Origin of the sequence: Providencia sp. PROV061 (assembly GCF_011045655.1) — a bacterium.
In the GTDB taxonomy this organism is placed as follows: Bacteria; Pseudomonadota; Gammaproteobacteria; order Enterobacterales; family Enterobacteriaceae; genus Providencia; species Providencia hangzhouensis.
Genome location: NZ_CP042861.1, coordinates 3,083,331 through 3,107,540 on the forward strand (window position 1 = coordinate 3,083,331; position 24,210 = coordinate 3,107,540).

21 protein-coding genes are annotated in these 24,210 nt (G+C 40.8%); 2 read left to right on the forward strand and 19 right to left on the reverse strand.

Translation table 11 applies throughout. The features are described 5' to 3' along the window. Positions 1–2: 2 nt before the first annotated feature. A complete protein-coding gene (locus FVA72_RS14100; protein ID WP_243154710.1) occupies positions 3–1,415 on the reverse strand; it encodes an RHS repeat domain-containing protein in 1,413 nt (470 codons plus the stop codon). A 57-nt stretch (positions 1,416–1,472) separates the two neighbouring features. On the opposite strand from FVA72_RS14100, the gene FVA72_RS14105 reads away from it, so the two are divergent. Next, positions 1,473–1,739 carry a SymE family type I addiction module toxin gene (locus FVA72_RS14105; protein ID WP_110591480.1) on the forward strand — a complete coding sequence of 89 codons (267 nt, stop codon included), beginning with the start codon at positions 1,473–1,475 and terminating at the stop codon, positions 1,737–1,739. Between the two features lie 71 nt (positions 1,740–1,810). Here FVA72_RS14105 and FVA72_RS14110 read toward each other — a convergent pair whose 3' ends face one another. The 5 genes from FVA72_RS14110 to FVA72_RS14130 all read right to left on the reverse strand — a co-directional run bounded on the left by FVA72_RS14110 (position 1,811) and on the right by FVA72_RS14130 (position 11,030). After that, complete coding sequence (locus tag FVA72_RS14110; protein ID WP_110591479.1) at positions 1,811–2,317, reverse strand: SMI1/KNR4 family protein; 507 nt, start codon at positions 2,315–2,317, stop codon at positions 1,811–1,813. Next, positions 2,314–7,227: an RHS repeat-associated core domain-containing protein gene (locus FVA72_RS14115; RefSeq protein WP_110591478.1), complete on the reverse strand. Its 4,914-nt coding sequence runs from the start codon at positions 7,225–7,227 to the stop codon at positions 2,314–2,316. Before FVA72_RS14115 ends, FVA72_RS14110 begins: the two co-directional genes overlap by 4 nt. Further along, the gene (locus FVA72_RS14120; protein ID WP_110591477.1) at positions 7,217–8,275 is read right to left on the reverse strand and encodes a DUF2169 family type VI secretion system accessory protein; all 1,059 of its coding nucleotides are present in this window, start codon (positions 8,273–8,275) and stop codon (positions 7,217–7,219) included. Before FVA72_RS14120 ends, FVA72_RS14115 begins: the two co-directional genes overlap by 11 nt. 10 nt (positions 8,276–8,285) lie before the next feature. After that, positions 8,286–10,427 (reverse strand): type VI secretion system Vgr family protein, encoded by a 2,142-nt coding sequence (locus FVA72_RS14125; RefSeq protein WP_110591476.1) that lies wholly within the window; start codon positions 10,425–10,427, stop codon positions 8,286–8,288. 84 nt (positions 10,428–10,511) lie between these two features. Continuing rightward, positions 10,512–11,030, reverse strand: a complete 519-nt coding sequence (locus FVA72_RS14130) for an Hcp family type VI secretion system effector (RefSeq protein ID WP_004250011.1) — start codon at positions 11,028–11,030, stop codon at positions 10,512–10,514. A 795-nt stretch (positions 11,031–11,825) separates the two neighbouring features. On the opposite strand from FVA72_RS14130, the gene FVA72_RS14135 reads away from it, so the two are divergent. After that, complete coding sequence (locus FVA72_RS14135) at positions 11,826–12,836, forward strand: FUSC family protein (RefSeq protein ID WP_110591475.1); 1,011 nt, start codon at positions 11,826–11,828, stop codon at positions 12,834–12,836. 407 nt (positions 12,837–13,243) lie between these two features. On the opposite strand, the gene FVA72_RS14140 is transcribed toward FVA72_RS14135, so the two are convergent. From FVA72_RS14140 to FVA72_RS14200, 13 genes are all read right to left on the reverse strand, one after another. Further along, a complete protein-coding gene (locus FVA72_RS14140) occupies positions 13,244–13,621 on the reverse strand; it encodes a CrcB family protein (RefSeq protein WP_110591474.1) in 378 nt (125 codons plus the stop codon). Positions 13,622–13,633: 12 nt separating this feature from the next. Then, complete coding sequence (gene crcB / locus FVA72_RS14145) at positions 13,634–14,014, reverse strand: fluoride efflux transporter CrcB (RefSeq protein WP_004256057.1); 381 nt, start codon at positions 14,012–14,014, stop codon at positions 13,634–13,636. Between the two features lie 149 nt (positions 14,015–14,163). Continuing rightward, positions 14,164–14,763, reverse strand: coding sequence for an ATP-binding cassette domain-containing protein (locus FVA72_RS14150; RefSeq protein ID WP_004256058.1), 600 nt, complete (start codon positions 14,761–14,763; stop codon positions 14,164–14,166). 18 nt (positions 14,764–14,781) lie between these two features. Continuing rightward, the gene (locus tag FVA72_RS14155; RefSeq protein ID WP_110591473.1) at positions 14,782–16,017 is read right to left on the reverse strand and encodes an SLC13 family permease; all 1,236 of its coding nucleotides are present in this window, start codon (positions 16,015–16,017) and stop codon (positions 14,782–14,784) included. A gap of 100 nt (positions 16,018–16,117) precedes the next feature. Continuing rightward, entirely contained in the window at positions 16,118–17,293 is a 1,176-nt protein-coding gene (locus tag FVA72_RS14160) for an ion channel (RefSeq protein WP_004256060.1), read from the reverse strand. A 30-nt stretch (positions 17,294–17,323) separates the two neighbouring features. Then, on the reverse strand, positions 17,324–18,313 hold the full coding sequence (gene yut, locus FVA72_RS14165) for an urea transporter (RefSeq protein WP_004256061.1): 990 nt from the start codon (positions 18,311–18,313) through the stop codon (positions 17,324–17,326). A gap of 170 nt (positions 18,314–18,483) precedes the next feature. Beyond that, the gene (locus tag FVA72_RS14170) at positions 18,484–19,449 is read right to left on the reverse strand and encodes an urease accessory protein UreD (protein WP_004256062.1); all 966 of its coding nucleotides are present in this window, start codon (positions 19,447–19,449) and stop codon (positions 18,484–18,486) included. 2 nt (positions 19,450–19,451) lie between these two features. After that, complete coding sequence (gene ureG, locus FVA72_RS14175) at positions 19,452–20,084, reverse strand: urease accessory protein UreG (RefSeq protein ID WP_036957900.1); 633 nt, start codon at positions 20,082–20,084, stop codon at positions 19,452–19,454. Between the two features lie 29 nt (positions 20,085–20,113). Next, the gene (locus FVA72_RS14180) at positions 20,114–20,800 is read right to left on the reverse strand and encodes an urease accessory protein UreF (protein WP_036957901.1); all 687 of its coding nucleotides are present in this window, start codon (positions 20,798–20,800) and stop codon (positions 20,114–20,116) included. A 29-nt stretch (positions 20,801–20,829) separates the two neighbouring features. Beyond that, complete coding sequence (gene ureE, locus FVA72_RS14185; protein ID WP_036957902.1) at positions 20,830–21,492, reverse strand: urease accessory protein UreE; 663 nt, start codon at positions 21,490–21,492, stop codon at positions 20,830–20,832. 62 nt (positions 21,493–21,554) lie between these two features. Continuing rightward, the gene (locus FVA72_RS14190) at positions 21,555–23,273 is read right to left on the reverse strand and encodes an urease subunit alpha (RefSeq protein WP_004256069.1); all 1,719 of its coding nucleotides are present in this window, start codon (positions 23,271–23,273) and stop codon (positions 21,555–21,557) included. A gap of 61 nt (positions 23,274–23,334) precedes the next feature. Next, entirely contained in the window at positions 23,335–23,760 is a 426-nt protein-coding gene (locus FVA72_RS14195; protein WP_004256072.1) for an urease subunit beta, read from the reverse strand. A gap of 18 nt (positions 23,761–23,778) precedes the next feature. After that, positions 23,779–24,081, reverse strand: coding sequence for an urease subunit gamma (locus tag FVA72_RS14200; protein ID WP_004256079.1), 303 nt, complete (start codon positions 24,079–24,081; stop codon positions 23,779–23,781). Positions 24,082–24,210 lie beyond the last annotated feature (129 nt).

Here is a 24,210-nt window from a genome sequence, read left to right on the forward strand (position 1 = left end):
ATTTAATTGGGATGAGATGAGCTATATGGAAACGATGTCCTAATCGAGCCATCAGGCTTTACAACTACTCTAGCCATATCCGGTTTTATTTCTACTCCATTAGGTAAATATCCACGACCGCTTATATTATTGGGCAAGGGGACATCATGTACACCAGGTCCTTTTTTAGCAACATCAGAAATAAAATTAGCAGCCGCATTATCATCTAAATACTGCCCTATCTGATGATTTTTAGCCCTGGCTCTATCCATAAGTTGCTGAGGTTTTAATTTTTGACCATGATCAATAAATGTATGTCCATAAGTTGGTTTGCTTTTAGGATTTCCCCACTTCAGCTTATCACAACAGTCTCCCGCCAACCCAAACGGATCAACAAACCCTGTCGGACAATGCACATACCCATAAGGATTAAACCCACCCAGTAGCCCTATTGGGTCAGGGGAGATATACTGCCCACTGTCCCTATCATAATACCGAAAACGATTGTAATACAAGCCAGATTCCGAGTCTTCATATTGACCCGCAAAACGAAAGTGGCACTCCGTATAATTGGGGTCATTGTCAGCAAGGCCATCGCGGGATTGCCAAAACTGCATCTGCCCCCACGTATTCAGCCGCCCTGCCCAACTCGCCTTGCCCGCTTCGGTAAAAATCTCTCGGGGCGTCCCTTGGTGGTCAGTCACCACATAATGCAACTTGCCATTTTGATAGCGCGCCGTCGGTGTGATTGCACCCGGTTCGTACAGCCATTGCACTTGCGAGTTATAAGCGATTGTCCCATCCGCATAAATCGGCGTTTCTTCCACCAGCTGGTCACCCGACCACAAATAGTGCCATGCCGTCACTTTGGGCTTAAGTTGGGGAAACAGTGGATTGACATAAGCCGCTTGGCTATCCACGGTTTGCGTTTTACTCAGCCTGCGACCAAACGCATCGTAGGTATAGCGCCAACAATCCCCTTTTGGTGTGAAACACGCGGTCAGTTGGTTTTGTGTGCTCCACAGATAGCGCCATTCCTTTGGGCGGTAACCATGTTCATAAACGATTTTCTTCTCTAGCCGCCCATTCACATCGTAGTGGTAAAGTTGATACCCCCTTGCCGTATCTCGCCGCGTGACACGCCCTGCTTGTTGCTGCTGGAACAACTGCAACATCGCCCCTTGCGCATCTGACGGTAATGTCATGTGTTCGGTGAGATTCAGGTTTGCATCATAAAGAAACTTTTCATCGCGATTGCCAATTTGGTTACTGTATTGGGTTTCGGTGATTTGGTCGTTCGCGTTATACCGATAAGTGGTTTGCTTCCAACGGTCATCTTCAATACGCACCACATTGTGTGCACGGTCGTATTGGTAAGAACGGTGCACATCGGTACAAAATGGCGGCTGCTGCGGATCCTGTTGCAGTGATTGCAAGAAGTTTTCACTGCCACGCCCCGCCCGTTGATGGGCGAGTAACCCGGTGGCGGTGTAATGGCTAGAGTTAATCGATGGACAAGGCTCACTCTCAGAAAAACCAGCCCACCGCCCGCAATTCACCTTAAAGGGCAGTGGCTAAAAGACGCAGTTTTTGAGACAGGCTTCACGTTCACAGTGAAAATCTTAAACGGCTGTTTGGTATTGCTCCCCAACAGCGAGGACACCCGAGCGATAAAACAACAAAACCAACAACAGCAAGCTCAACTGAGTGAGATAAAAAACTCAATGCGCGGAGTGATGGCGGAGTATGTTAGCGACTAAAAGATAAACTAGGCGGCTCTTAAAAATAAGCCAGAAGTATATTTCTGGCTTATTAGATCAACGTTAAGTAATTATCTTCTTTGTGATTGTATATTCGTACAAAAATCACAAAAAGATGGTGCTATATCAATGATGTTATTTAAACAATCAATATCTGTAGACTTAGTATATTTGATTTTTCCCGTTTCAAGATTAATCCAATAATCACTATCCCCTGCATCTCCAGCAAAAGGAATATGTAATTGAGAAAAATCAAGAAAAGCCTTAGAGACATTACATCTATATTTCAATACATCGGACACTGAAAGCAAATAAGGAGAATCGACATCATTTATTGGTATAAAATTAAATGATTCAATTTCCATCAGGTTGTAATCATTATCTTCTATTTTATAAAAATTATCACGATAGATAAAAGCACCGCCATAAAAATAACCACCGTTGAAGTGCTCATAAAATTCAATAAAGAAATTCTTTCCACTAAAGTCTTGAGGAATAAATGTATTTATTTCCTCTGATGTTAACCCGTGTAGTGATTTTTCAAATTTTAAATGAGGATCTGTAAAAAATTTACTCAACGTTTTATCCCTCCAGGTTTGCAATTCAATATGGCACTATTTCGTTTAGTTGCTTCATCGATAGCATCTTGAGTTCCATATTTATGTCCAGTTTTTTCCTCAAATTGATGAGCACCTCCAACATGAGGGTGGCTATGATATTCAGGATTTACCAATTGCATTGTCATCTCATTCGTTGCTGGATTATAGCTTACATGGTGACTAATCCATTTACGTGAAGGATACTCATCTATACCAGCCGCTTTATATAATGCTAACTTATCATCCGCATAGCTACCTGTAGCTTTTATTGTAAATAACCCTTCAGGATTTTGAGCTGAAACGGTTTTAGGGTGTAGTACATCACCACCGTCAGGTAGGAAAATAATAGGCTCTTTCGCCAATCCAAACGGATCAACCCACCCAGTCGGACAATGCACATACCCATACGGATTAAATCCACCCAGTAGCCCTATCGGGTCGGGACTAATATACTGCCCACTGTCCTTATCATAATAGCGGAAGCGGTTGTAATACAACCCCGTTTCTCGGTCTTCATATTGACCTGCAAAACGGAAGTGACATTCGGTATAAGTTGGGTCATTGTCAGCAAGACCATCGCGGGATTGCCAAAACTGCATCTGTCCCCACGTATTGAGCCGCCCTGCCCAGCTAGCCTTACCCGCTTCTGTGAAAATCTCTCGGGGTGTCCCTTGGTGGTCGGTCACCACATAATGCAATTTGCCATTTTGATAGCGCGCCGTCGGTGTGATTGCACCCGGTTCATACAGCCATTGCACTTGCGAGTCATAAGCGATTGTCCCATCCGCATAAATCGGCGTTTCTTCCACCATTTGGTCGCCCGACCACAAATAGTGCCATGCCGTCACTTTGGGCTTAAGTTGGGGAAACAGTGGATTGATATGAGCCGCTTGGCTATCCACTGTTTGCGTTTTACTCAGCCTGCGACCAAACGCATCGTAGGTATAGCGCCAACAATCCCCTTTTGGTGTGAAGCATGCGGTCAGTTGGTTTTGAGTGTTCCACAGATAGCGCCACTCTTTTGGTCGATAGCCATGTTCATAAACAACCTTTTTCTCTAACCGCCCGTTGACATCGTAATGGTAAAGTTGATACCCCCTTGCCGTATCCCGCCGCGTAACACGTCCTGCTTGTTGTTGCTGGAATAACTGCAACATCGCCCCTTTCGCATCCGACGGCAATGTCATGTGCTCGGTGAGATTCAGGTTCGCATCATAAAGGAACTTTTCATCGCGATTGCCAATTTGGTTACTGTATTGGGTTTCGGTGATTTGGTCGTTCGCGTTATACCGATAAGTGGTTTGCTTCCAACGGTCATCTTCAATACGCACCACATTGTGTGCACGGTCGTATTGATAAGAACGGTGCACATCCGTACAAAATGGCGGCTGCTGCGGATTCTGTTGCAGTGATTGCAAGAAGTTTTCACTGCCACGCCCCGCCCGTTGATGGGCGAGTAACCCGGTGGCGGTGTAATGGCTAGAGTTGACAAAACCCGCCTCACTGCGGCGAAGGTATTCTTGCCCGACCGCATTGTAGCCGAATTCCAGTGGCGCATGCTGATTGATTTGCAGTGAGGTGAGTTCGCCGAGCTGCCCAAAGGCATAATGAAGTTCACGATCACCGAAAGTGGTACGCGTTAACGTCGAATGGTCGCTGTCCCAATCATGTTTGATTTCTTGACCATTGATTCGCTCACACGTTAAACGCCCCTGCGCATCATATTCAAATTCAACCACTGAATCGGGGTTGGTGGCTTTCACCAATTGCAAACGTGCGTTGTACTCATAGGTCGTGGTCGATAAACATTTATTTTCAACGCCATTATCCAGCCATTCACTTTGTTCAACAACCAACCCAGATACATCATAACGCCAACGTAATTCGTGTTGGTCTGGATAACGTGTTGCTATTCGGCGACCTAACTGATCATAACGGTGCTCTTGCACTCGCCCTGTAAAGTCGGTTTCACGAATAATTTGCCCTGCGCGGTCACGCTCGTAGGTGTATTTATCCCCTGTAGCGTTAATCACCGCTTTTAAACGCGTCAAAGAGTCATATTCAAAACGGACTTCTGTACCGTCGGGACGTACCATCGCCAGCAGTAAATCAAAGGGGCCATAACGATAACGGGTGATTTTGCCTTCACCGTCCGTGACAGCAACCACACGGCGTTCGCTGTCGTACTCGATATGTTGATGAACACCGTCAGGTAAAAGAATATCACTGACACTGCCGTTTTCACTGGCATGCTCTTGGCTATAGTGGTAACGCGTCGTGTGTTTCAGTGCATCGGTATATTCTTGCAAGCGCCCCAGCTCATCAAACTGATATTCGGTGCTATTTTGGTATGGATTCTTTGTTTTGATTAATTGATGGGTGCTGTTGTATTCATATTGCCACTGCGCCCCATTGGGGTGAATGGCTTTAAGCAGTTCACCGTGTTGGCTGTATTCGTAGGCTTGAATGTGACCCTGAGGGTCAGTGAGGGTCGTTAGGTTACCTTGAGTGTCATAATCAAGCAGCCATTTTTCTCCCGATGGCGACGTGTAGGAAATCAATTGCCCCAGCTCATTATAGTCATAGTAAACATGACGCCCATCGGGAAGGAACAGGTAAGCCAATTGGCCATCAAAATGATAGCCATACTCTGTCTTTTCACCTAATGAATTGATTTCTGAGATTTTTTGACGCTGCTTCCACTGCGTATGGGTTTCACGCCAAAGAGGGTCAATCACCCGAGTAACTAGATTATCTTCATTATAATAATAGCGTGAATACCCGCCCTCTCCATCAATATAGGTGGTCATTCGTTGGGTATCATCATAGATAAAACGATCATGCCAATACCCTGAAGAGGAGTGAGTTGTAATGACACGGCCTTTATCATCATAAGTGAGTGTTAATTCAGTTTGATCGGTATCCCCCCACTGAACCATTAAGCCATCAGTGGTATAGCGGTGCCAAAGGTGATTTTGTTGATAGGCCTCACACTCCGATAAATACCCTTGGGGATCATACGCACACACAGCAAAAACATGCTGCTCATGTTTCTGTTTGCCTCCAATGATGCGCTGCAATTGACCTTTTTGATATTCAAGCTCTAAAAGGAAGCCATCATTTCTTCTTATTTCGACTAGCTGGTGAGTGTCATTATAAATAAAATGAATGCTATTTTGGTTCCGATCCGTGATAGCACTTAAACGGCGATAGTCACCGTCAATGTGAGCAAAAGATAAGGTATGTTGCTGTATGCTATCAAAAATCGTCAATGATTCATTTTTAGACCCCGTCAACAAATAATGCGGTGCGTGAGTATTTCGGGAGCGAACAGTATTTTCTTTAGCAATAAAATCAAATTGAGCGCCATCGCTGTCTTTAAAAATAATTTTGTCGTTGTCAATTCGTAAACAACGTGACCATTCATCCGTCCATTTTGGACCAAAAAGACCACTGGCAGCAGATGTTGACTGATATGTTCGATGCAAGATAATGGGTAATAACCCGGGAATACGAACAACTTGCCACTGCTGAATAAAATCCCCTGTTGCAACATTAACAGGTTCACCTTTACATGTTGCGCCAGCAGTACAAGTCCCCCCTACATCATCACTTTTCTTCGGTGCGGGGTTTTCAGCTTTCACATCGGTGTTTTTAGGTGTCCCTAATGGTTTTTCAGCTGCAGCCTCAACCTTCGGTGAAATACGGGGTCCTGGCGCAGGTAATGCTCGTTCCGCATCTTTCGCGATCTCAGTGATTGCTTGAATTGATTTTTCAGCAACTTGCGCCTCTTTTGCGGCAATAGCGGCCTCAGCCGCTCTTAGCTCCTTCAGGGTTGTAATGCCTTTTGACGTATCCGCCACCGCGTCAAGAGCCCTAGCCCCTTTGATGGCATTTATACCTTCCCCAGCTTTACCTACCGTACCTGCTTTGCTCGCAGGTAATAATATTGTCGCAATTTCTAATATTCCTCGGGACACGATCTCCGCTTTATCACTGGTGCCTTTATCCCATTTATTCTCCAAACGCTCCATCGCGTCACTTACTGCTTTTTTGGTATTTTCCCATGCCTCTTTAGCACTCTCAGACATACTTTCTTGGCAAACATTGCCTAAACGAGTATTTTCGAGAAGGATTAAAGCATCTAGTGTATTTTCAGCATTTTTAACCATTTGAATGGGGTTTATTGGGATAGCATCAGACATATGTACTAAACCGATACCCGTGTCTTTCACAAGCCCTAGCGTAGCCCGCCTTGCTCCATCTCTAACATCCCGATAAAAATTAAACGCATCCCCCGCCCATCCCCATCCTTCAACAGGCTCAGACCGAATACTGTCAATTTTCTCATCAAGATATTTATCCGCCTGATTAACCGCATTCTCTTTTGCAACTATTGCTTGACTGACAAAGCTTTGCTGTAGCGCTTCTTTTTCCGTGACCAAGTTTCGTAATAAATCAGAAATTACTGGGGGGTCATTACACGGTATTTTATTACTTTCAACAGGATTACCAGGGGACGCTTCATTCGTGATTAATGTCCCTAACGTATTTTTATTGTTCATGGCGACAAGCGAACCATGCATCGCCGCTGGCTGCCCCTCAATACGTACGGAAGTACTACCCGTCAGTATTATGCAGTCACCACTCCCTTGAGATGTGCCAGACATCACTCCTGAGCCCGCATTACTTTGAGAGCCTGCAATGATAGAGCCCACATTTAACGTGAGAGCTCCCCTAGCTCTAACGGATGTTGCAAATTTTTTGATATGATTGAGGCTTTGATAGCTATCAAACGGCACTACGGCATTGCCCACCTTACAAACATCAGGCGCACTACTGACTGCTTTAAAACCGCCTTCTGCATCACCTATGTGTTTATCCGACATGACATGCTCCTTTTGTCTGTGAAGGGACAACAACTGAAATGACAGCTTGTTTTATGGGGTATTCAGCAGGAATGCGCACCCGACGAACGACCGAAATAAATCGGTTATCAAGGTCAATGGTTAACGTGTCGAGTAAAGGTGTAACAGGAAACAACTCCCCCTCAATATCCTGAAGCAATACAAGGTACTGGTAATCGGGCAAAGCTGTGACAACCGTTGAAGATTCGGGTAACAACCCTTCCAATAAAATGGGTTCATTACCCGCTAAGAAACCGGGGTAACGTAAATGGACAGGTGCAGAGTTAAAAAATTGCTCATCAAAATCATCAGGATAAAAAGGGAACCGCGTTTCTTCCCAATGTTTGTCATAGGTTCCAGCATACTCAAGACGCCCCATCCACCAACGGGATACTGGGCCAGAACCCAATGTTAATTGCTCTTCATTAATGACGTGATGTTCTCTTGGTGTCGTTATAGTGTCCTCAATAATTTGCGGAGCTGGATATCGCTTAGATTTATCTAATGCGGAAATATCAGGATAAAAACCTATTCCAACCGGATTTGCTGCGTAAGCGTCAGTTTCTCCTTGGGTATTTATCCAACGACCACCATATGCCATTTCATGGCGCAAACTTACTCCATCAGTCAATAAAGGAGCGGTTAACTGCCAATTATCTTTTTCATATTGCCAATAGGATGGGCCCGTTAAAGTCCATGTACGAGAAAAATCCTTGACTCTGATTCCCGCTCTCCATTGTTCTGTAGGAATACCATCTTTAGGTTTTGCCACACCGCGAATGTGAATATTGGTACAAGGACGCCCAAGGACTAAATCAGTTTCATCAATAAGGCTGCTGTCTTCCGAAGTATGATAGTAATCATCCGCCATAACGAGTGGAAACTGTGTATTATTTAAATCGGAATAATGTCCCCCAGTTTTAAGTCGAAACGTTTGCCGAAACGCCAGTACATTAAATAACGCAGCTTGTTTACCGTATTTTTGATAAAGCAAATGTGGGAATGGCGTATAATTCATCACCTCAAACATCGGTTATTCCTTAATTTATATCCACATCTTTACCCGTAATCTGCACTGGGCCTGATGCTTCGAACTTAAATTCCGTGCCATTGATCGTGACATGACCGCCACTGTCCATACGTAGAACACTTGCCCCACAACGCAGTTCAATCACATCGCCCACATTGATTGATAAGGTATTCCCCACCGTGATGCTCTTGTGTTGCCCCACCGTTTCCGTATTATTTTTATCAATATTTTCAGTTCGATTGCCTTTGACCAGCATGGCTTGATTGTTATCAATAACCTCTATATGGTCATGAAGCACATGTGTGGTACGGTCATTCAGGACTTTGGTATTCATATCCTTCTGGGCATGTATAAACACTTCCTGTTTGCCGTTTTCATCCTCAAAGCGCAGCTCGTTAAACCCTTCCCCTTTATGGGTTTTCGTCCGAAACGTGGTGCGGGTTTTATTTTCAGGAAAACTGATTGGAGTCGCATTGCGACCATCATAAGTACAGCCCGTGATAATCGGCCTATCAATATCCCCATTCAGGTAACTAATCTGAACGACCGTTCCGATGCGTGGTACCGCAGAAAAACCATAGCCGCCGCCACTCCAACCCATCGCAACACGCACCCAACACGAAGCACTGTGGTCAGGCTCTCCACGTCTGTCCCAGTGAAAATGGACTTTCACCGCACCATGTTCATTGACATAGATTTCTTCACCCGGAGGGCCCACGACAGTCGCAACTTCATCACCATCCGCGGTGGGTTTATAACGATAAGGTGGCCGCCACTCTTGCGTACCAGGGATAAAAGAAACACTGTTCGACAACTGAGTACCTTCTCCGCCACCATTATCTGCCAGAGGCTGGACACCATGATGACTCACGCTAATGACTTGCCAGCTGTTATTCATCGGAAGATGCGGATGATTCGATAAGGTAAAGATTTTACCCGGCATCAAGGCAAAGCAGTTTGTTGTGGCACTACCCACCTTGCTCCCATTACGTAACTGTTCAAAACGAATTTGGGTGAGTGGTTTGCCCTCTTCATCCAATTGAAAACGGCCGTAACTTTCAAAGATGCTGTGCTGCCCACCCTTTTCCAATTTATTTTCATGTTGAAGTGGGTAGGAAGGGCGAATGAAATTATTGTCTTTATGAATGGTTTCATCCACACACAAGTATTCACCGTACTGCCATGTCATGGCGGTACTGTCGCTGATATCCGTATCCGCTTGCGGGTTATACATCAGGTTAATTCCCGCCGTCATCCCCATGTGTTCGTCACTGTAAAACAATTGGTTTTCTTCAAACCAAAAGTTAATCCCTTCCTCAAAGGCGAGACGACACCAAAAATCAAAGGCGGATTCTCGCTTTTGGGTGGTGTAAATACGTTTGGGATGTAAGTCATCACGGTAAAACTTGCAGTCCGACTTCACATGCGCTTCATCCAGCAAGGTTTTTAATATGGTCGGTACGTTTTGATTTTGAAAAATACGGCTATCTTGATTAAGGGTCATTACCCACATTTCTGGACGAATATCAAAGTGATACCACGTCTTTACGCCATCCGTATTCCCTTGAACCGCCCCGGCTAAAATGCCATTCACTTTACGGACTTGGACACCATCACGCTTGACGGTTAAAGAAGAGGCGACGCCAAGGTGTTTCTGAAAATCAATAAACGGTAAGGCACTAACAGCACTAATCGAAAGGGAAAATAACGAAGACAACCCTTCCGTTAAATTAAATTCGGTAACTTGAAAAGTTTCATCGGGTAGCCCAGCAATTGAGCATGTAAACACCAAGCCACTTTCCAGACTTCCCATGCCTAGTGCATCTAACAATGCCCCGTGAGCGGCTTGTAATGCCTGACTTTCTGAAAAAGTTTGTCCACCACCAAGTTTTAATCCACCACCAAATCCACCGCCATGGATAAGCGGGTTATTGGCTACACTGTTCAATTGGGATGTCGCCTGAGTTGCCATGGAGGCCGCAGTTGATGCCAAAGCCCCACCTTGTTGGGCTAATGCTGCCGCTTTTTGTACTTTACCGGACACCAACTCATTGACTTTAGATTGCACTTTATTTTTAACTTGATTTACCGCTTCATCTTTGACAATAGAAACGGGGTCAATGGTGGTTTTTTTGGGGTCTTTGCTAAACATCACTAGTCTCCATGACAAAATGGATAAGAAGCGGGGAACGAAATAAAAGCGATGACGAGCCCAAAAGAGCCCGTCAAAAAGGTATTACGCTTCGAGCGGTGCGCGCCAGTCATCGGCACCCGATGTGCCTGCAACCGTGTGCTCCCAGTCCACTTTGCGGTAAGACAGAGATACTTCGATTAACTGCGTGAAATCGGCTTTTGCAGGGTCTTGGCAGTGAGGCATTTGGCAGTCAATATTGACGATAGTCGCATCGGTTAACGTGGTGGTGAAGAAATGCTCTTGTTTACCTTCAACTGAGGTGCGGTACCATTTCAGTTCCACTTTCGGCAGCATCTCGCCAGACGCTAACGCGTTATACAGCAGCGGAACGGCTTTATTTAACGCAACAGTAAAACGGAACGGCTTGTGTGCACGCTGACCTGAAGGTTGGCCGGATTGTGGGTCTGTCGGTACAGTCACAACGTGAGAAAATTCTTGCACTAACATTTGGTCTTCATGACCTTGTACATAGATGTTACCCACAGAATCCGCAGTAAATGCACCGGCAGTGATGTTGCCTTGGGTTTTTCCTTCAATGGAAATATAGCATGGAGTTGGCATAGCGATATCCTTTATCAAGAATGACAAATTGAGTTAAGTAAATATAATTAACTGTTAATTTCCGTCATCTCAGCCAGTGCGCACGGTAAGATTTGAGTTAAGGATAATAAAAGCTTATGGATAGACTGTAAACCTAGCGGCCTTTTTGTATCTCCCTAGGATAAGTGACTTAGCGTAAACTGGTTGAAATATCGCTATATAATTTCAGAAAAACACTAAAAATGAATCATAACCGAATTATCATCGAACAAAAAATAGACCAAACTGCGATAAGCCCAGTAAGTTCTAATGTACATAGAAATAAACTATGTAACCAAATATTTCAATCTACAAAACCATCATAATTATATGATTTAATATAAATAAAACAAAAAACTCAAGTTATCTTCACTACTAATAAAATTATCAGCTTAAGCTGGCAGTGTAATTATCTGCTAATCTCAAATTAATAGTGATTAGTTTCACTTAAGGTGTAACAGATAATTTTCATCGGTGAGCAGCCAATTTGCCGATGAGGAAAAAGGAATTCTAATATTATTTATCCCATTCAATACCCTGTGAATTTTATCGCATTCAACTAACAATCTGTTCCGATTATAAGAAAGATGGCGTTGATTGTGGCCTGCCCGTCACTTGTTATTCTCGATCTTCCTCAGAGCCAATATTTATAATCTTAAATCCCCGTATCTCATCAGATTCTAAATATCTTAATATATAAAAAATGCGTTAGCCTATGATATAATCCGATTAAAACATGATAAAAAACGACTAAAAAAGACAAAATGAGCGACCAATATGAAAGTTATAAGTAAAAAAAATAAATATATCAGTTTTAGAAATAACGGAGTTTTTTTGATTACCGCAATAGTCAATTCAACTGCCTGCTTTTTTTTATTTGGTGTCATTGGTGGAACATTTGGTCTTTTAACAACTCTATTCTCTAATATCGTTTATGATACAAAACCTGATAGTAGTAATATTTTTTATGTGTTTTTTTTATTATGTTTGGTCATCGTTGGTGGGGGCATTGGCTTTATACTAAAGTTAACAGTTTATTTTTATATATACTTATTTATCTTATCATATTGCTATTATCTATTTTATAAAAAAGATGATTACTTAGACCGTACATTTCCATTTTTAATTATCTTTTCTTCCATGGGAACAACACTTGACTCTATTAGCATTGACCTGCCAATGGCCTATATCTCAGGGATTGCTATTAGTCTAACTATTTTTAGCTTACTAAAACATAAAAACTTTGAAAGTCATGCATTTAAAAACGGATTATTTTCAAAAGAAATATATCATAGTGACGAAAAAATATATATACGAGCTTTCTTGTTCAGTTTTTTCCTATTTTTAAGCCTTTCAATACCTGACTATCTAAATTTATATAAACCTTATTGGGCTCCCCTTACATTCATTATGTTACTCCATCCAAAAGAAATGCATATAATAAAGGCTACTTTACTTAGATTTTTAGGAAGCCTATTGGCGGCTGTTTTTGTCATTTCCATGTTTAGCATAACAAAATCAAAGGAAACTTATATTTACTTAGCAGTTTTAGCTTTAATTGTATTTTTAATTCCAACACTTTTTCGTTTAAATTATCTACTAAAAACATTTTCTATTACTGTTTTTGTTCTGCTTCTTCTTGAAGAAACTCAATTTTTACATGATCCAAGTTACTTACTACCGATATCAAGGGCATACGAGACATTTATTGGTGGTGCTATTGCAATCCTTGCTAGTTTAGTTTTAAACATTTTTAGAATTATAAAGAAAAGTGAAATTATAAATTAATAGCAAGGAAAAACAGGGAAGCTTCTTCTTAATAAACTATGAAGCTTCCCCTCTTTTTAGACCATAACAAACACAAGTTATGATAAAAAAGCGAATGTGGTTTTATCAAATTGTCGCATATACATTATTTATTTTCACGTCTCTTACAATACCAATGGCTAAACCAACGTGTAATGTAAATATAAATCAAAATAACTAATGTAACAATAAAAACATCCATATCTAGAGTTTTAGTATCAAATCCAATTATACTTATGAAGATCACGGGTGATAATATTAAAAGCATTATATCAAATAATAATTGTAATCTATAAGGCTTTGAAGTGATCCCATGCCATATTGATTTACCTATTTTCATATCAAAAACCTCTTACTCACTTATAAATTTTAAAATATCAGCATGAGAGCTAACTGTATTGTCTATTACCTACTGAATATCCGATATAAATAGCAACAAATCCAATAACGATACTTAAAACCAAATAACTCATTCCAACCAATAAAAACTGCGGAGACTTCATTATTTCTACTGCACCGTAAACGAAGCTAGAAAATGTCGATAATCCTCCCATGATCCCCGTAGCTAAAAAGGCATTCATCCCTTGGCTTATTTTATTTCTCATAAGTAAGCCTGCAACAACACCCAATAATAAGGAAGCAACAATATTTGCTACAAATATGTCAAGAGGGAAATGATTATTCATGGTAGGAACAGACACCATCAGTAGTTCTCTGGAAATTGCCCCAATTGCACCACCAATAAAAACTAAGATCATAATATTCATTTTTAGCCCCTGTTAGTTTGCTAACCAAGCACCAATAAATGCCGCAGCTAACCCAAATAAAACCGAAAGTAATAAGTAAAATAGTGCGAGTAATTTTTGTTTAGTTTGAGTCAATTTTAAAGCATCAAGTTGCATACTACTGAACGTCGTATAGCCACCGAGTAGCCCAGTTAAAACCGCTGATTGAAGAAATGTCCCATAACGGTCATCCCAATCGATCGCAAAATAACGGCTTAAAAAACCAATAACAAATGCACCAGAAATATTAATAATGAATGTGGATAATGGAAACGTCCCATGATAACGTTCCCCCACCAGGCGACCAATCCACCAACGAAGTAGTGAACCAATACCGCCACCTGAGCCAACTAATAAAATATCAATAGCTACCATTGCGGTCCTCTCTATTTAATATCATAAATTAAAGACATCATTTTTAAAATAAAATTTAAATTACACACATTAATTCAACATTATTAATCACTAGTCGTTAAATGATAATATTAAATGACCCGTAATTTTATTTAGCCTTATAAAACAGTTCATTCTGATATGGCCATATTCCAAATCGAGGTACACACCTTTTCCAATAGAAATTTATTATGGCTAAAAACAATCATCGATAATGGTCTTTCTTCAGAAAGTTGAATTAAAAACTGCCATATATCTTTCTGCAGATGCGCATCTAATTGTGCAGTAATTTCATCTGCAATTAAAACTTTTGTTCTTGGGTCTAATGCTCTTAATAAGGCAATTCGAGCAAGTTCGCCACCAGAAAGTTCACTGGGCCTTCTAGCCAACCACTCTGATTTAATAAACAACCGTTCAAGGTAGTATGGATCAGGCTCCCAAGCATCCTTCACGCTTTCACCGACTGTTCGATAAGGGTTAAAACATTTTTCAGGGTGCTGAGGAACTAACTGAATAGGGCAATACCCTTTTTGAGTTAATTTTTTTCCATTAAATAGCACATCGCCTTGCGTAGGCATTTGCCATTGGGCTAATACACGACCTAATGTTGTTTTACCAAAACCACTCGGTGCTGAAATCCCTAGACGCTCATTTTTATTCAGTGAAAATGACACTGAATCCCATAATGTACGGTTATCTTGCTTTATACATAAGTTTTTGACTTCAAACATACTGAAACTCTCTATAAGCTAATAGATGGATAACCAAACAACAGCAATAAAAATACAAATAATGGAAATAATACCACCTGATTTTGTAAACTCTAAAAACGATATTTTAATACCATGAGCTGAGGATTGCTCAACAGCAATAATCCCAGCAATACTGCCAAATATAAATATATTACCTGCAAAACAAGCACCTAAGATTAAAGCAGCACCTAATAAATCAACATTTCCATGGGGGTAAACAAACTGGATTAATAAAATCACCGTTGGTGTTGTCCCTACAAAAATACTCATCACGATGGTGACCAAAAATAACGTAATAGGACTATTTAGATCGATACCTTTACCCAATAAGTAGTGCAATACCTCCTGAGGGATACCTGTATTGGAAAATGCGGTATTAATAATAAATAGGCCCATCATTAGAAGAATTAAGTCACCATTAACATGCTTTAACATGTCACTGGATGCTATTTTTCTGTTTAACAATAAAAAACAGGCTGCCGATAATGCAACAAGCTCACGCGGAAAATCACTAAATAAAAACGCCAAAATAACAATAAATAAAACCGTAGCGGCTTTTATCGTTTCCCACCAATTGAATTCAATAATCGAAGGCTCAACATTGGGCATTAATGACTTTTTGTCTTCAGATAAATACCAACGATTACGATAAAGCAAGGTAATCACACACCATACAATAGGAACTGAAAATAAGACTGGAATGGCTGTAATATTGAGTATTCCAATAAAAGATAAATCCAATCCTTGTGCCACAACCATATTTTTAGGGCTACCAATTAAAGATCCTGCGGCACCATTATTGGCCGCAAAGCAAAAACCAAGTAAAAATGGAATAGGGTTAAGCCCACGGGATAATGTGACGGAAACTAATAAAGGTGTCATCGCCACCACCACAATATCGTTTGTAAGTACCGAAGCAAGAAGTGCCCCAACAATGATAAAAACAGCCATTAATTTAGGAGGGCTAATATTTAAGCTCGCCACTTTTTGTGCCGCTTGGTGATAAAAACCGGATACTGTAAATGATGCAGATACTACCATTAAGCCAAATAATAGCCCAATTGCACTATAATCAATTGCATCCCAAGATAATTTTGGCGAGATAATCCCAAACCCTATCATGGCTAATGCACCCGCTACAGATGCGCCAGTACGGTCAATTTTAATCCCTGGAAAAGTCCCAAAAGCCATTGCGACATACACTAAAATAAAAATAATAACGGTTAGATCCATAATAAACTCTCTATCTCTTATCTATATTTTTATTTCTTCGTATAAATGATAAAACTGTAGATACTCAAGTAGCAATTTTACCATTGGGCCCCCCAGCATATTACGAATCTAATATGTTGTTTGAAAAAATAATATTCTCCATCACTTGGTTATTAATGTTTTCACCAAAGATCATTTTAATCAAAACTTCACTTCCTAAAGATGAAAGCGAAATAAGTAAATCTGCATGTAATAGCTGCATATTTTCGTAATTTTTATCATCATTTACAGCAATGACGCTTTTAATATTTCCACCGACAATTTCTTTCGCAGCTAACATAGAGATGGTGTTTTCCGAATCAGAACCACCAAGAATAAATAAGGCTTTTGCCTGACCTAAGTTAGCACTATTTAATGCATGTTTATTGATTTGTTCCGTGGTAATAACTTGCGCATTATCTGGATAGCTCTTTTTTTGATCTTCATGGCAAAGTACCATGACGTCTAAGTCACGCTTTCTTAATCCGTGGTAGGTGTTTAAAGCTAAAGGGCTTGCGCCAACAATAATATAGTGGTTTTTCATACGGAATAATCTCTTCTTAACAATTTCTTGTGTGCTTTTTGCAAATACCCCTAGAAAATACACAATAGAGGTTGTAAAAATTGTAATACCTAAAATAACAATCGAAATTGTAAACAGTCTTGCCTCAACACTAATCGGAATAATGTCACCAAAGCCCACCGTCGTCATACATACCAAAGCAAAATAGAATGCAGATGAGATGTCAGTAACATGGGGTTGAAATTGCTCGCCTAAATATAAAGTACCAAATACAGAATAACCCAATAGTACGCTTAAGCTCATGAAAGCAACAAAGCCTGCACCAGATAAGCTATGGCGATTAAATGCTTTCCAATTTGCAACAGCAATAATCAGAACGATTAGTGAAAAAGTTCCAGTCAGGACATTTTCTCTTGCTAATACCAAGTTAATTAACATGATAATGAACAGCATAAAACAGCTAAATAACCAACCGATACGTAGACCTAAGTAAATAGGAATAGCAAGAATAATGAGTACAACGCCAATAGCAAACCTTGGAATATCTAATAATTTAACCAGCCCTAATGATTGTAGCCAATCAACAAAACCTAGATGTTGAGGATATAAATGAAGATCATAAGTTGAGATGATGGGGAGAATAATCAATATCCCATCAGCAAGTATTAATAATGCGAGCACTAAGCGTAGCATTCTCATATTTTGAATATATTTATATATTGCATTTTTTTTCATAATTGAGTACCAAAAGTTTTAGTGCCAATATTACTGTCGATGTTTAGGCATAATATCTTGGTTCGGTACTAGAAATAACCATGATGCGAGAACAAATGGCATCGTTAAGGTCGGAATACCAAATGGTTCAAGAATTATGTCGAGTGCCCCTTGAACAAATACGGTAAATATCACACCAACGATGGCATAGACGACCACGCGATAGCTCGGCTTGTTAAAGGTAGAACCTAAAGCAATTGCAGTTAATACAGCACTAAACGAATATAACCCTGTATGAATACTCGCAAAGTCACCTTTTAAAAGAGTTGCAACAATAAAGGCAAGAAGAGAACCAAATACCGCAAATATCGCTGCCCATATAGAACTAACCGCTAAGCCAATGACAAAGATGATGCCAACAATCATGCTACTAAGTAAAAAAACTTCAGAAATACCACGGAAAACATCAGCAACCAGATCGCTATGCGGAATTAATCCAATAGGTTCAATAAGTTGTTTAGGTAGTGCAGGAGTCGGTAATGCAACGCCTTCAATACCTAAGAAGTTGTAACTCGCGAGCAAAATAATCCATGATACTAAAACAAAAGGAGCTGTTAATGCTGCAACTTTCCAATTCTTAAGAAAATCCATTAAAGAGATAGTCGCTATAACCGAAACGATGCTCCCCAATACGATAGTTACCCAAACAAATGGGGTATTCTCTAAGAAAGTCGGTAATGCAACACCCACTAAACAACCATTGTAACCATAAAGCCCCGAGCGCAACGATTCAGTATCTAATTTACTAATATAAGCTGTCAGTGTAGCGACAACGGTGCCTAACAAACAGCCTAAAGCGACTTGTGGCATTCCTTCTAAAAACGCACCGATGAAAATCGCAATAAAAAATAGAAGTCCGGTTAGTGCGTTATTTTGAAACATAACTTGAGCACATCCACGCAAGACGACATCAATAAATTGAATCGTCATATTTTTGCTGGCTAACTTATTCCAAGCGTTCTGATTTATTATTTTTTCCATCGTGAAATTCCTTAATAGGAATATCAGTAGAGAATTTATAAAAATCACTCTACTGATAATATATTAATAAATTACCTTGATAACCTAGCAGGTTATTTCAGTCATTTTATGACAATCATTACCACATTGTATTAAATGCAATAAGATACATTTAATACATCGAACCATATTTAACGCCATAAAAAAGGCTCTTGTAGCGAAATACCTAATATTTCTTCTCTCGCTATTTGCCAAAAATACCTAACAGCATCCTTTACTTTTGGACTATCAACACCCAACGCTTTAAATATTAATCCACAATCATTCGGTAATTGAGTTGCACCAAAAGCAATTTCATTTTTCGGGTCATATATCGCATCTAGACGTTCTAAAATACGTTCATGGTGAATTTTAGGTGTCAATAAAATCACATTGCCAAACGTATCGAAGCTATCCATAACTGCGGTAATGTTTAGCGGTGATTTTTTTGGCTCTAAAATGTATTTCTCAACAAATAATTCTTTATTGGACGATGACTCCGCTCGAATATGTGATGAGAAAACATCAAAGCCAAACTGTTCGTCAGGATGATGATACTTTCGTCCTGACATCAATATTTCTGAGTAAATCATAGTTGCACTTGGGTGAATATTAATCCGCGTGTCAGTAATAAACCGAGAATTACGGTGAGGAATGATAGGGTCGGGTAAATATTCTAAATACCCGTCCTCCTCAACAATAATATTTTGGTACTGAGTAGCATAGTTCGCTTCCATCATATGAACTTTGGTCGCAGATTGCGTTGTCACATGAGCACAAGCACCCTTTTCAACTATAATATCAAGGGCTTGCCTATCACCTTGTAATAAGCTGCCAGAGGTAGAGATCATAGTGACGCAGGGTAGCTGGGGCATCAATTCATCCCAATACAGTGCTTTTTGCACTAAAGAGGGAACACGACGCTCCATTTCCACCAGCTCACTACGATATTCTCCCTGAGCAAACCTTAATTTTAGGTAACCACTTTTACCCACAGCACCACTTTGCATTTGCTTCGGTTCATCTTGATATGCGGCGAGTTCAGGGGCATTGCAGCCTAAAATATGAGCTTTAACACGCGTTGGAGTATTTGCTATATCTGCCCTGAAATTCGTCATCTTTACCCCCTTGGAACTTGGTGCGTAAAGAGGAATTTATCCATGATCATATCAACTAGCTCAACAACCCCTTCCCCTGTTTTACAGTTAGTTAGTACGTAAGGACGCTCCCCACGAACAACTTTAGTGTCATGCTCCATCACTTCAAGGCTAGCACCAACATAAGGCGCTAAGTCAATCTTATTAATAACTAAAATATCAGCTTGTACTAAGCCTGGGCCATTTTTACGTGGGATTTTTTCACCTTCAGCCACATCAATAACATAGATGTAAAAGTCCGCGAGTGCAGGGCTAAAGGTCAATGTTAAGTTATCTCCACCGCTTTCAATCATGATCACGTCGCTATCAGGGAAACGTTCTTCCATGTCTTCAACTGCAGCAATGTTCATACTTGGGTCTTCACGTACCGCAGTGTGAGGACATGCCCCGGTTTCAACACCTAAAATTTTCTCTTCATCAAGAATACCTTTCAAGGTACGTTTTACTTGTTTCGCATCTTCGGTCGTCACAATATCGTTTGTGATGATTAGCGGTTTAATGCCTCTTTCAATAAGGATCGGGGTGATCACTTCAATAATGGCTGTTTTTCCTGAACCAACAGGCCCACCAATTCCGATCCGAGTCATTTTTTTCATCATTTTTCCCCAAAATTTTTAGTTGTTCGCTAATTCATAAATAAACGAACAAACGATTTAGTGTGTACCGCAGCTAAGACATCAATAACAGGAACATATGAGGACATTTGCTCTATATCACCACAGGCTGCGATGTCACAAAAAGCCTTAATTTCTTCATTTAATTCAAAAAGAATATGCTGTGTTTCATAGTGTGTGATACGCATTAATCGCATCGCGGCACTTAAGATTGTCATGGCAATACCATATTGATGCATCACAACAACATCTCTTTCGGTGATCCCTTGTACCGCCATAACAATGGCTTGTATGACTGGCTGGGTCCCTGGAACCTCATTGGCTTTGATTTTCGCAAGCCACCCACTCACTTGTGGGTCATCAAAAATATGAACTGAGATTTCAGCGAGTTTTTTTCCCATTCGAGTCGTCATTATTCGCGCTTCTTCATTCAATTTGCGATTATGCACTGCCCAATCAATCTTCGCTAATGCGTCATGATCTTGTGCAAGAACGGCACGATGTGCCGCCACAATCGCAATGCAATCTGAATGTGCTGCGACCTTCAAAGACGTGTGAACAAAGGATTTCAGCGTTTCTTTGTCGTGGACAACACCTTTTTGAATGGCGGATTCAACCCCATTTGAAAATGTGAACGCACCAATTGGCAGCGCTGAATCACCAAACTGCATAATTCTAATTAGGTCAGATGCTTCCATATCACTTTCCTTACTCATGGACACGAACGTTATTTGTGTGTATGAGTGTGCCCATGGTCATGATGGTGATTATGACTGTGATCGTGTCCATGGCTGTGATCATGACTGTGGTTGTGTCCGTGGATCTGTCCTAACTCCACATGAACATGCGTATCCGTTTCCTCTGCACCACCAAATAATAAGCGTGCTTCAGAGTGGCTCAATTCAGGTAAAATGCTTTCACCCTTCACAAAGGCAAATGTTTCTTCACCGAACCCATGTGTACGCATCACTGATCCCATCACTTTTTCACTTACCGTTAATGGCACGTAAACAAGATCACCTTTTAAAACAGCTTTCCAATGTTGGTTTCCTAAAGCATGCCCTAATTCAAAACTAATACGAATATGCTCTTCTGTGCTCAAGTTTTTCAGGTGGGATAAATTGACCATCATGACGTCACGTAAAGAGATCTGAACTACCGTCATTGTGTTGGTGGCTTCATCAAATAGCAGAACGTCGCCATCAGATAACAAGACGTTTCTGTCCAGCGCGATACCCAAGTCTTGGCCTTTTTCCGTATTTTTTCGACAGCGGCTTTTCTGTGCTTCTCGTTGATCGAGGATCAACGTATCAACATCGGCATTTTTCTGGCGTGCTTGCCACATTGGGTCTTTTTTAACATTGCCAAGAATATGTTCAATAATGATCATAATATTACCTTTTATGTTAATTCTGCCCACCACTGGCAGGCAGATAATCCAAACATGTACAATTAGCTAAAGAAATAACGTTGGTTCATTGCGGCTTCGCTAATCGGCTGGCAAGTTGCATGTTCACCATTCACTTTTACAGCAAAAGTTTCAGGATCAACTTCGATATTTGGTGTTTCACCGTTACGCACTAAATCACGCTTCCCGATCGCTCGGCAGTTATTGACAGCAATCACTTGGCGTTCAAGGTCTGCTTTTTCTTTAATACCATCATCTAATGCGGCTTGTGAAACAAAAGTCACACAAGTGTCATTAACAGTTTTACCCATCGCACCAAACATTGGGCGATAGAAAACTGGCTGTGGTGTTGGTAAGGAAGCATTTGGGTCGCCCATTGCAGCCCAGTTGATCATACCACCTTTAATAACCAGTTTAGGTTTAGCCCCAAACATACGCGGGTCCCATAATACGAGATCGGCCATTTTCCCAACTTCAATCGAGCCTAAGATATGGCTGATACCTTGAGCAATTGCTGGGTTAATAGTGATTTTTGCCACGTAACGTAGAACACGGAAGTTATCATTGCCCGGTGCATCTTCAGGTAGCTTGCCACGAGAAGCTTTCATCGCGTTGGCAGTCTGAACAATACGTAACCAGTTTTCACCCACACGCCCCATCGCTTGTGAGTCACTTGAGAACATCGAAATAGCACCCATATCATGTAGTACGTTTTCTGCTGCAATGGTTTCAGGGCGAACACGGCTTTCTGCAAATGAAACATCCGACGGAATATTTGGGTTCAAGTTATGACATACCATAATCATGTCAAATAACTCTGATTGACTGTTAACACCGAACGGTAATGTTGGGTTTGTTGAGCTTGGTAATACGTTAGGTTGGCTAACAACTTTAATAATATCAGGGGCATGTCCACCACCTGCACCTTCAGTGTGATAAGTGTGGATAGTTCTGCCTTCGAATGCTTCGATGGTATCTTCAACATAACCACCTTCATTCAAACTATCTGTATGCACAGAAATTTGTACATCAAACTCATCAGCAATACGTAGCGCATGGCGGATAGCGTTCCCTGTTGCGCCCCAGTCCTCATGCACTTTCAGACCCGCTGCACCCGCAACCAATTGCTCTATCAATGGTTCGCGCGTATAAGAGTTGCCTTTCCCTAAAATACCCACGTTGATTGGTAAGCCTTCGATTGCACGTAACATAGAACGCATGTTCCAAGGACCTGCGGTTACTGTTGTACCGTTAGTTCCATCTGTTGGACCAATACCACCGCCAAAGAAGGTTGTCACACCGTTTGATAACGCCGCATAAGCTTGCTGAGGAGAAATTAAATGGATATGAGTATCAATACCCGCAGCTGTTAAAATTAAGTGTTCACCAGAAATAGCATCTGTTGATACCCCAACAACCATGCCCGGTGTAATGTTATCTTGAATATTTGGGTTACCACTTTTACCGACACCAACGATTTTACCCGCTTTAATCCCCACGTCCGCTTTAATCACGCCTAAACGCGCATCGACGATGGTGACGTTAGTAATTACTAAATCTAAAACGCCATTATCGCTAGTAAAAGTATTATTCGCGCCCATACCATCGCGTAAAGATTTACCACCACCATAGACAGACTCTTCGCCATATCCACGTAAATCTTTTTCGATTTCAATATATAAGTCAGTATCGCCTAAACGAATTTTATCGCCAACTGTTGGCCCGAATAAACCGTTGTATTCTTGTCTAGAAATTTTTGGCATGTTATTTACCTTAATGTGAAGAAGGTGAATTGTTATTTATCATTACTGACATCTAACGCGCTTACTGTTCCTTATGCTTAAAACCACGAGCAATTGCTTTATTTAAGGCGATTGCTTTAGCAGGACGTTCAGTAGCGGCAACGTTATCACCCGCCCAACCATCAACAAGGTTATTAAACCCATATACACTTTGTTTTCCGCCGTAAGGGATCAGTGAAACTTCAACTTCATCACCTGGCTCAAAACGAATTGCCGTTGTAGAGGCAATATTTAAACGCTTACCGTAAGCCGCTGCACGGTCGAACTCTAATGCATGGTTAACTTCAAAAAAATGGAAGTGGGAACCAATTTGCACTGGTCTGTCACCCGTATTACGAACTTTAATTTTTGTTTCAGGTTTACCGACGTTGAACTCAATAGGCTCATCAGCAAAAATAACACCACCTAAAGGAGTCGGAACTTTAATGTCTGCTTTTGAATTACTCATGATTCACCTCTCCTTCATTTATTTAATCGGATTGTGGACTGTCACTAAGCGAGTACCATCAGTAAAAATCGCTTCAACCTGCACATTTGGAATTAAGTCCCCTACGCCATCCATAACGTCTTTTTTTGTTAAAACAGTCGCCGCTTCTTTCATTACATCTTCAACAGTTTTACCATCACGCGCCCCTTCAAGTGCCGTGACTGTAATAATGGCAACAGCTTCTGGATAATTTAATTTCACACCACGTGCACGGCGTTTTTCAGCCACATCTGCGAGTGTATAAACCATCAATTTTTCAATTTCTCTTGGGGTTAATTGCATAACGCCTCCTCAATTGATAAAACTTAACATTGTTAATATTGATAAATAATCATTTTCCGAGCTAATACTCACTTTGTTTATAAAATATAAATTGAGTTAAACATCTAATAACGACAAATTAAATAAAAC

Bases quoted from the DNA above. Each gene is read 5' to 3' on its own strand.
- FVA72_RS14105 (WP_110591480.1), top strand. From the start codon at position 1,473: ATGGCTAGAGTTAATCGATGGACAAGGCTCACTCTCAGAAAAACCAGC.
- FVA72_RS14115 (WP_110591478.1), bottom strand. From the start codon at position 7,227: ATGTCGGATAAACACATAGGTGATGCAGAAGGCGGTTTTAAAGCAGTC.
- FVA72_RS14120 (WP_110591477.1), bottom strand. From the start codon at position 8,275: ATGTTTGAGGTGATGAATTATACGCCATTCCCACATTTGCTTTATCAA.
- FVA72_RS14125 (WP_110591476.1), bottom strand. From the start codon at position 10,427: ATGTTTAGCAAAGACCCCAAAAAAACCACCATTGACCCCGTTTCTATT.
- FVA72_RS14130 (WP_004250011.1), bottom strand. From the start codon at position 11,030: ATGCCAACTCCATGCTATATTTCCATTGAAGGAAAAACCCAAGGCAAC.
- FVA72_RS14135 (WP_110591475.1), top strand. From the start codon at position 11,826: ATGAAAGTTATAAGTAAAAAAAATAAATATATCAGTTTTAGAAATAAC.
- FVA72_RS14140 (WP_110591474.1), bottom strand. From the start codon at position 13,621: ATGAATATTATGATCTTAGTTTTTATTGGTGGTGCAATTGGGGCAATT.
- crcB (WP_004256057.1), bottom strand. From the start codon at position 14,014: ATGGTAGCTATTGATATTTTATTAGTTGGCTCAGGTGGCGGTATTGGT.
- FVA72_RS14150 (WP_004256058.1), bottom strand. From the start codon at position 14,763: ATGTTTGAAGTCAAAAACTTATGTATAAAGCAAGATAACCGTACATTA.
- FVA72_RS14155 (WP_110591473.1), bottom strand. From the start codon at position 16,017: ATGGATCTAACCGTTATTATTTTTATTTTAGTGTATGTCGCAATGGCT.
- FVA72_RS14160 (WP_004256060.1), bottom strand. From the start codon at position 17,293: ATGAAAAAAAATGCAATATATAAATATATTCAAAATATGAGAATGCTA.
- yut (WP_004256061.1), bottom strand. From the start codon at position 18,313: ATGGAAAAAATAATAAATCAGAACGCTTGGAATAAGTTAGCCAGCAAA.
- FVA72_RS14170 (WP_004256062.1), bottom strand. From the start codon at position 19,449: ATGACGAATTTCAGGGCAGATATAGCAAATACTCCAACGCGTGTTAAA.
- ureG (WP_036957900.1), bottom strand. From the start codon at position 20,084: ATGAAAAAAATGACTCGGATCGGAATTGGTGGGCCTGTTGGTTCAGGA.
- FVA72_RS14180 (WP_036957901.1), bottom strand. From the start codon at position 20,800: ATGGAAGCATCTGACCTAATTAGAATTATGCAGTTTGGTGATTCAGCG.
- ureE (WP_036957902.1), bottom strand. From the start codon at position 21,492: ATGATCATTATTGAACATATTCTTGGCAATGTTAAAAAAGACCCAATG.
- FVA72_RS14190 (WP_004256069.1), bottom strand. From the start codon at position 23,273: ATGCCAAAAATTTCTAGACAAGAATACAACGGTTTATTCGGGCCAACA.
- FVA72_RS14195 (WP_004256072.1), bottom strand. From the start codon at position 23,760: ATGAGTAATTCAAAAGCAGACATTAAAGTTCCGACTCCTTTAGGTGGT.
- FVA72_RS14200 (WP_004256079.1), bottom strand. From the start codon at position 24,081: ATGCAATTAACCCCAAGAGAAATTGAAAAATTGATGGTTTATACACTC.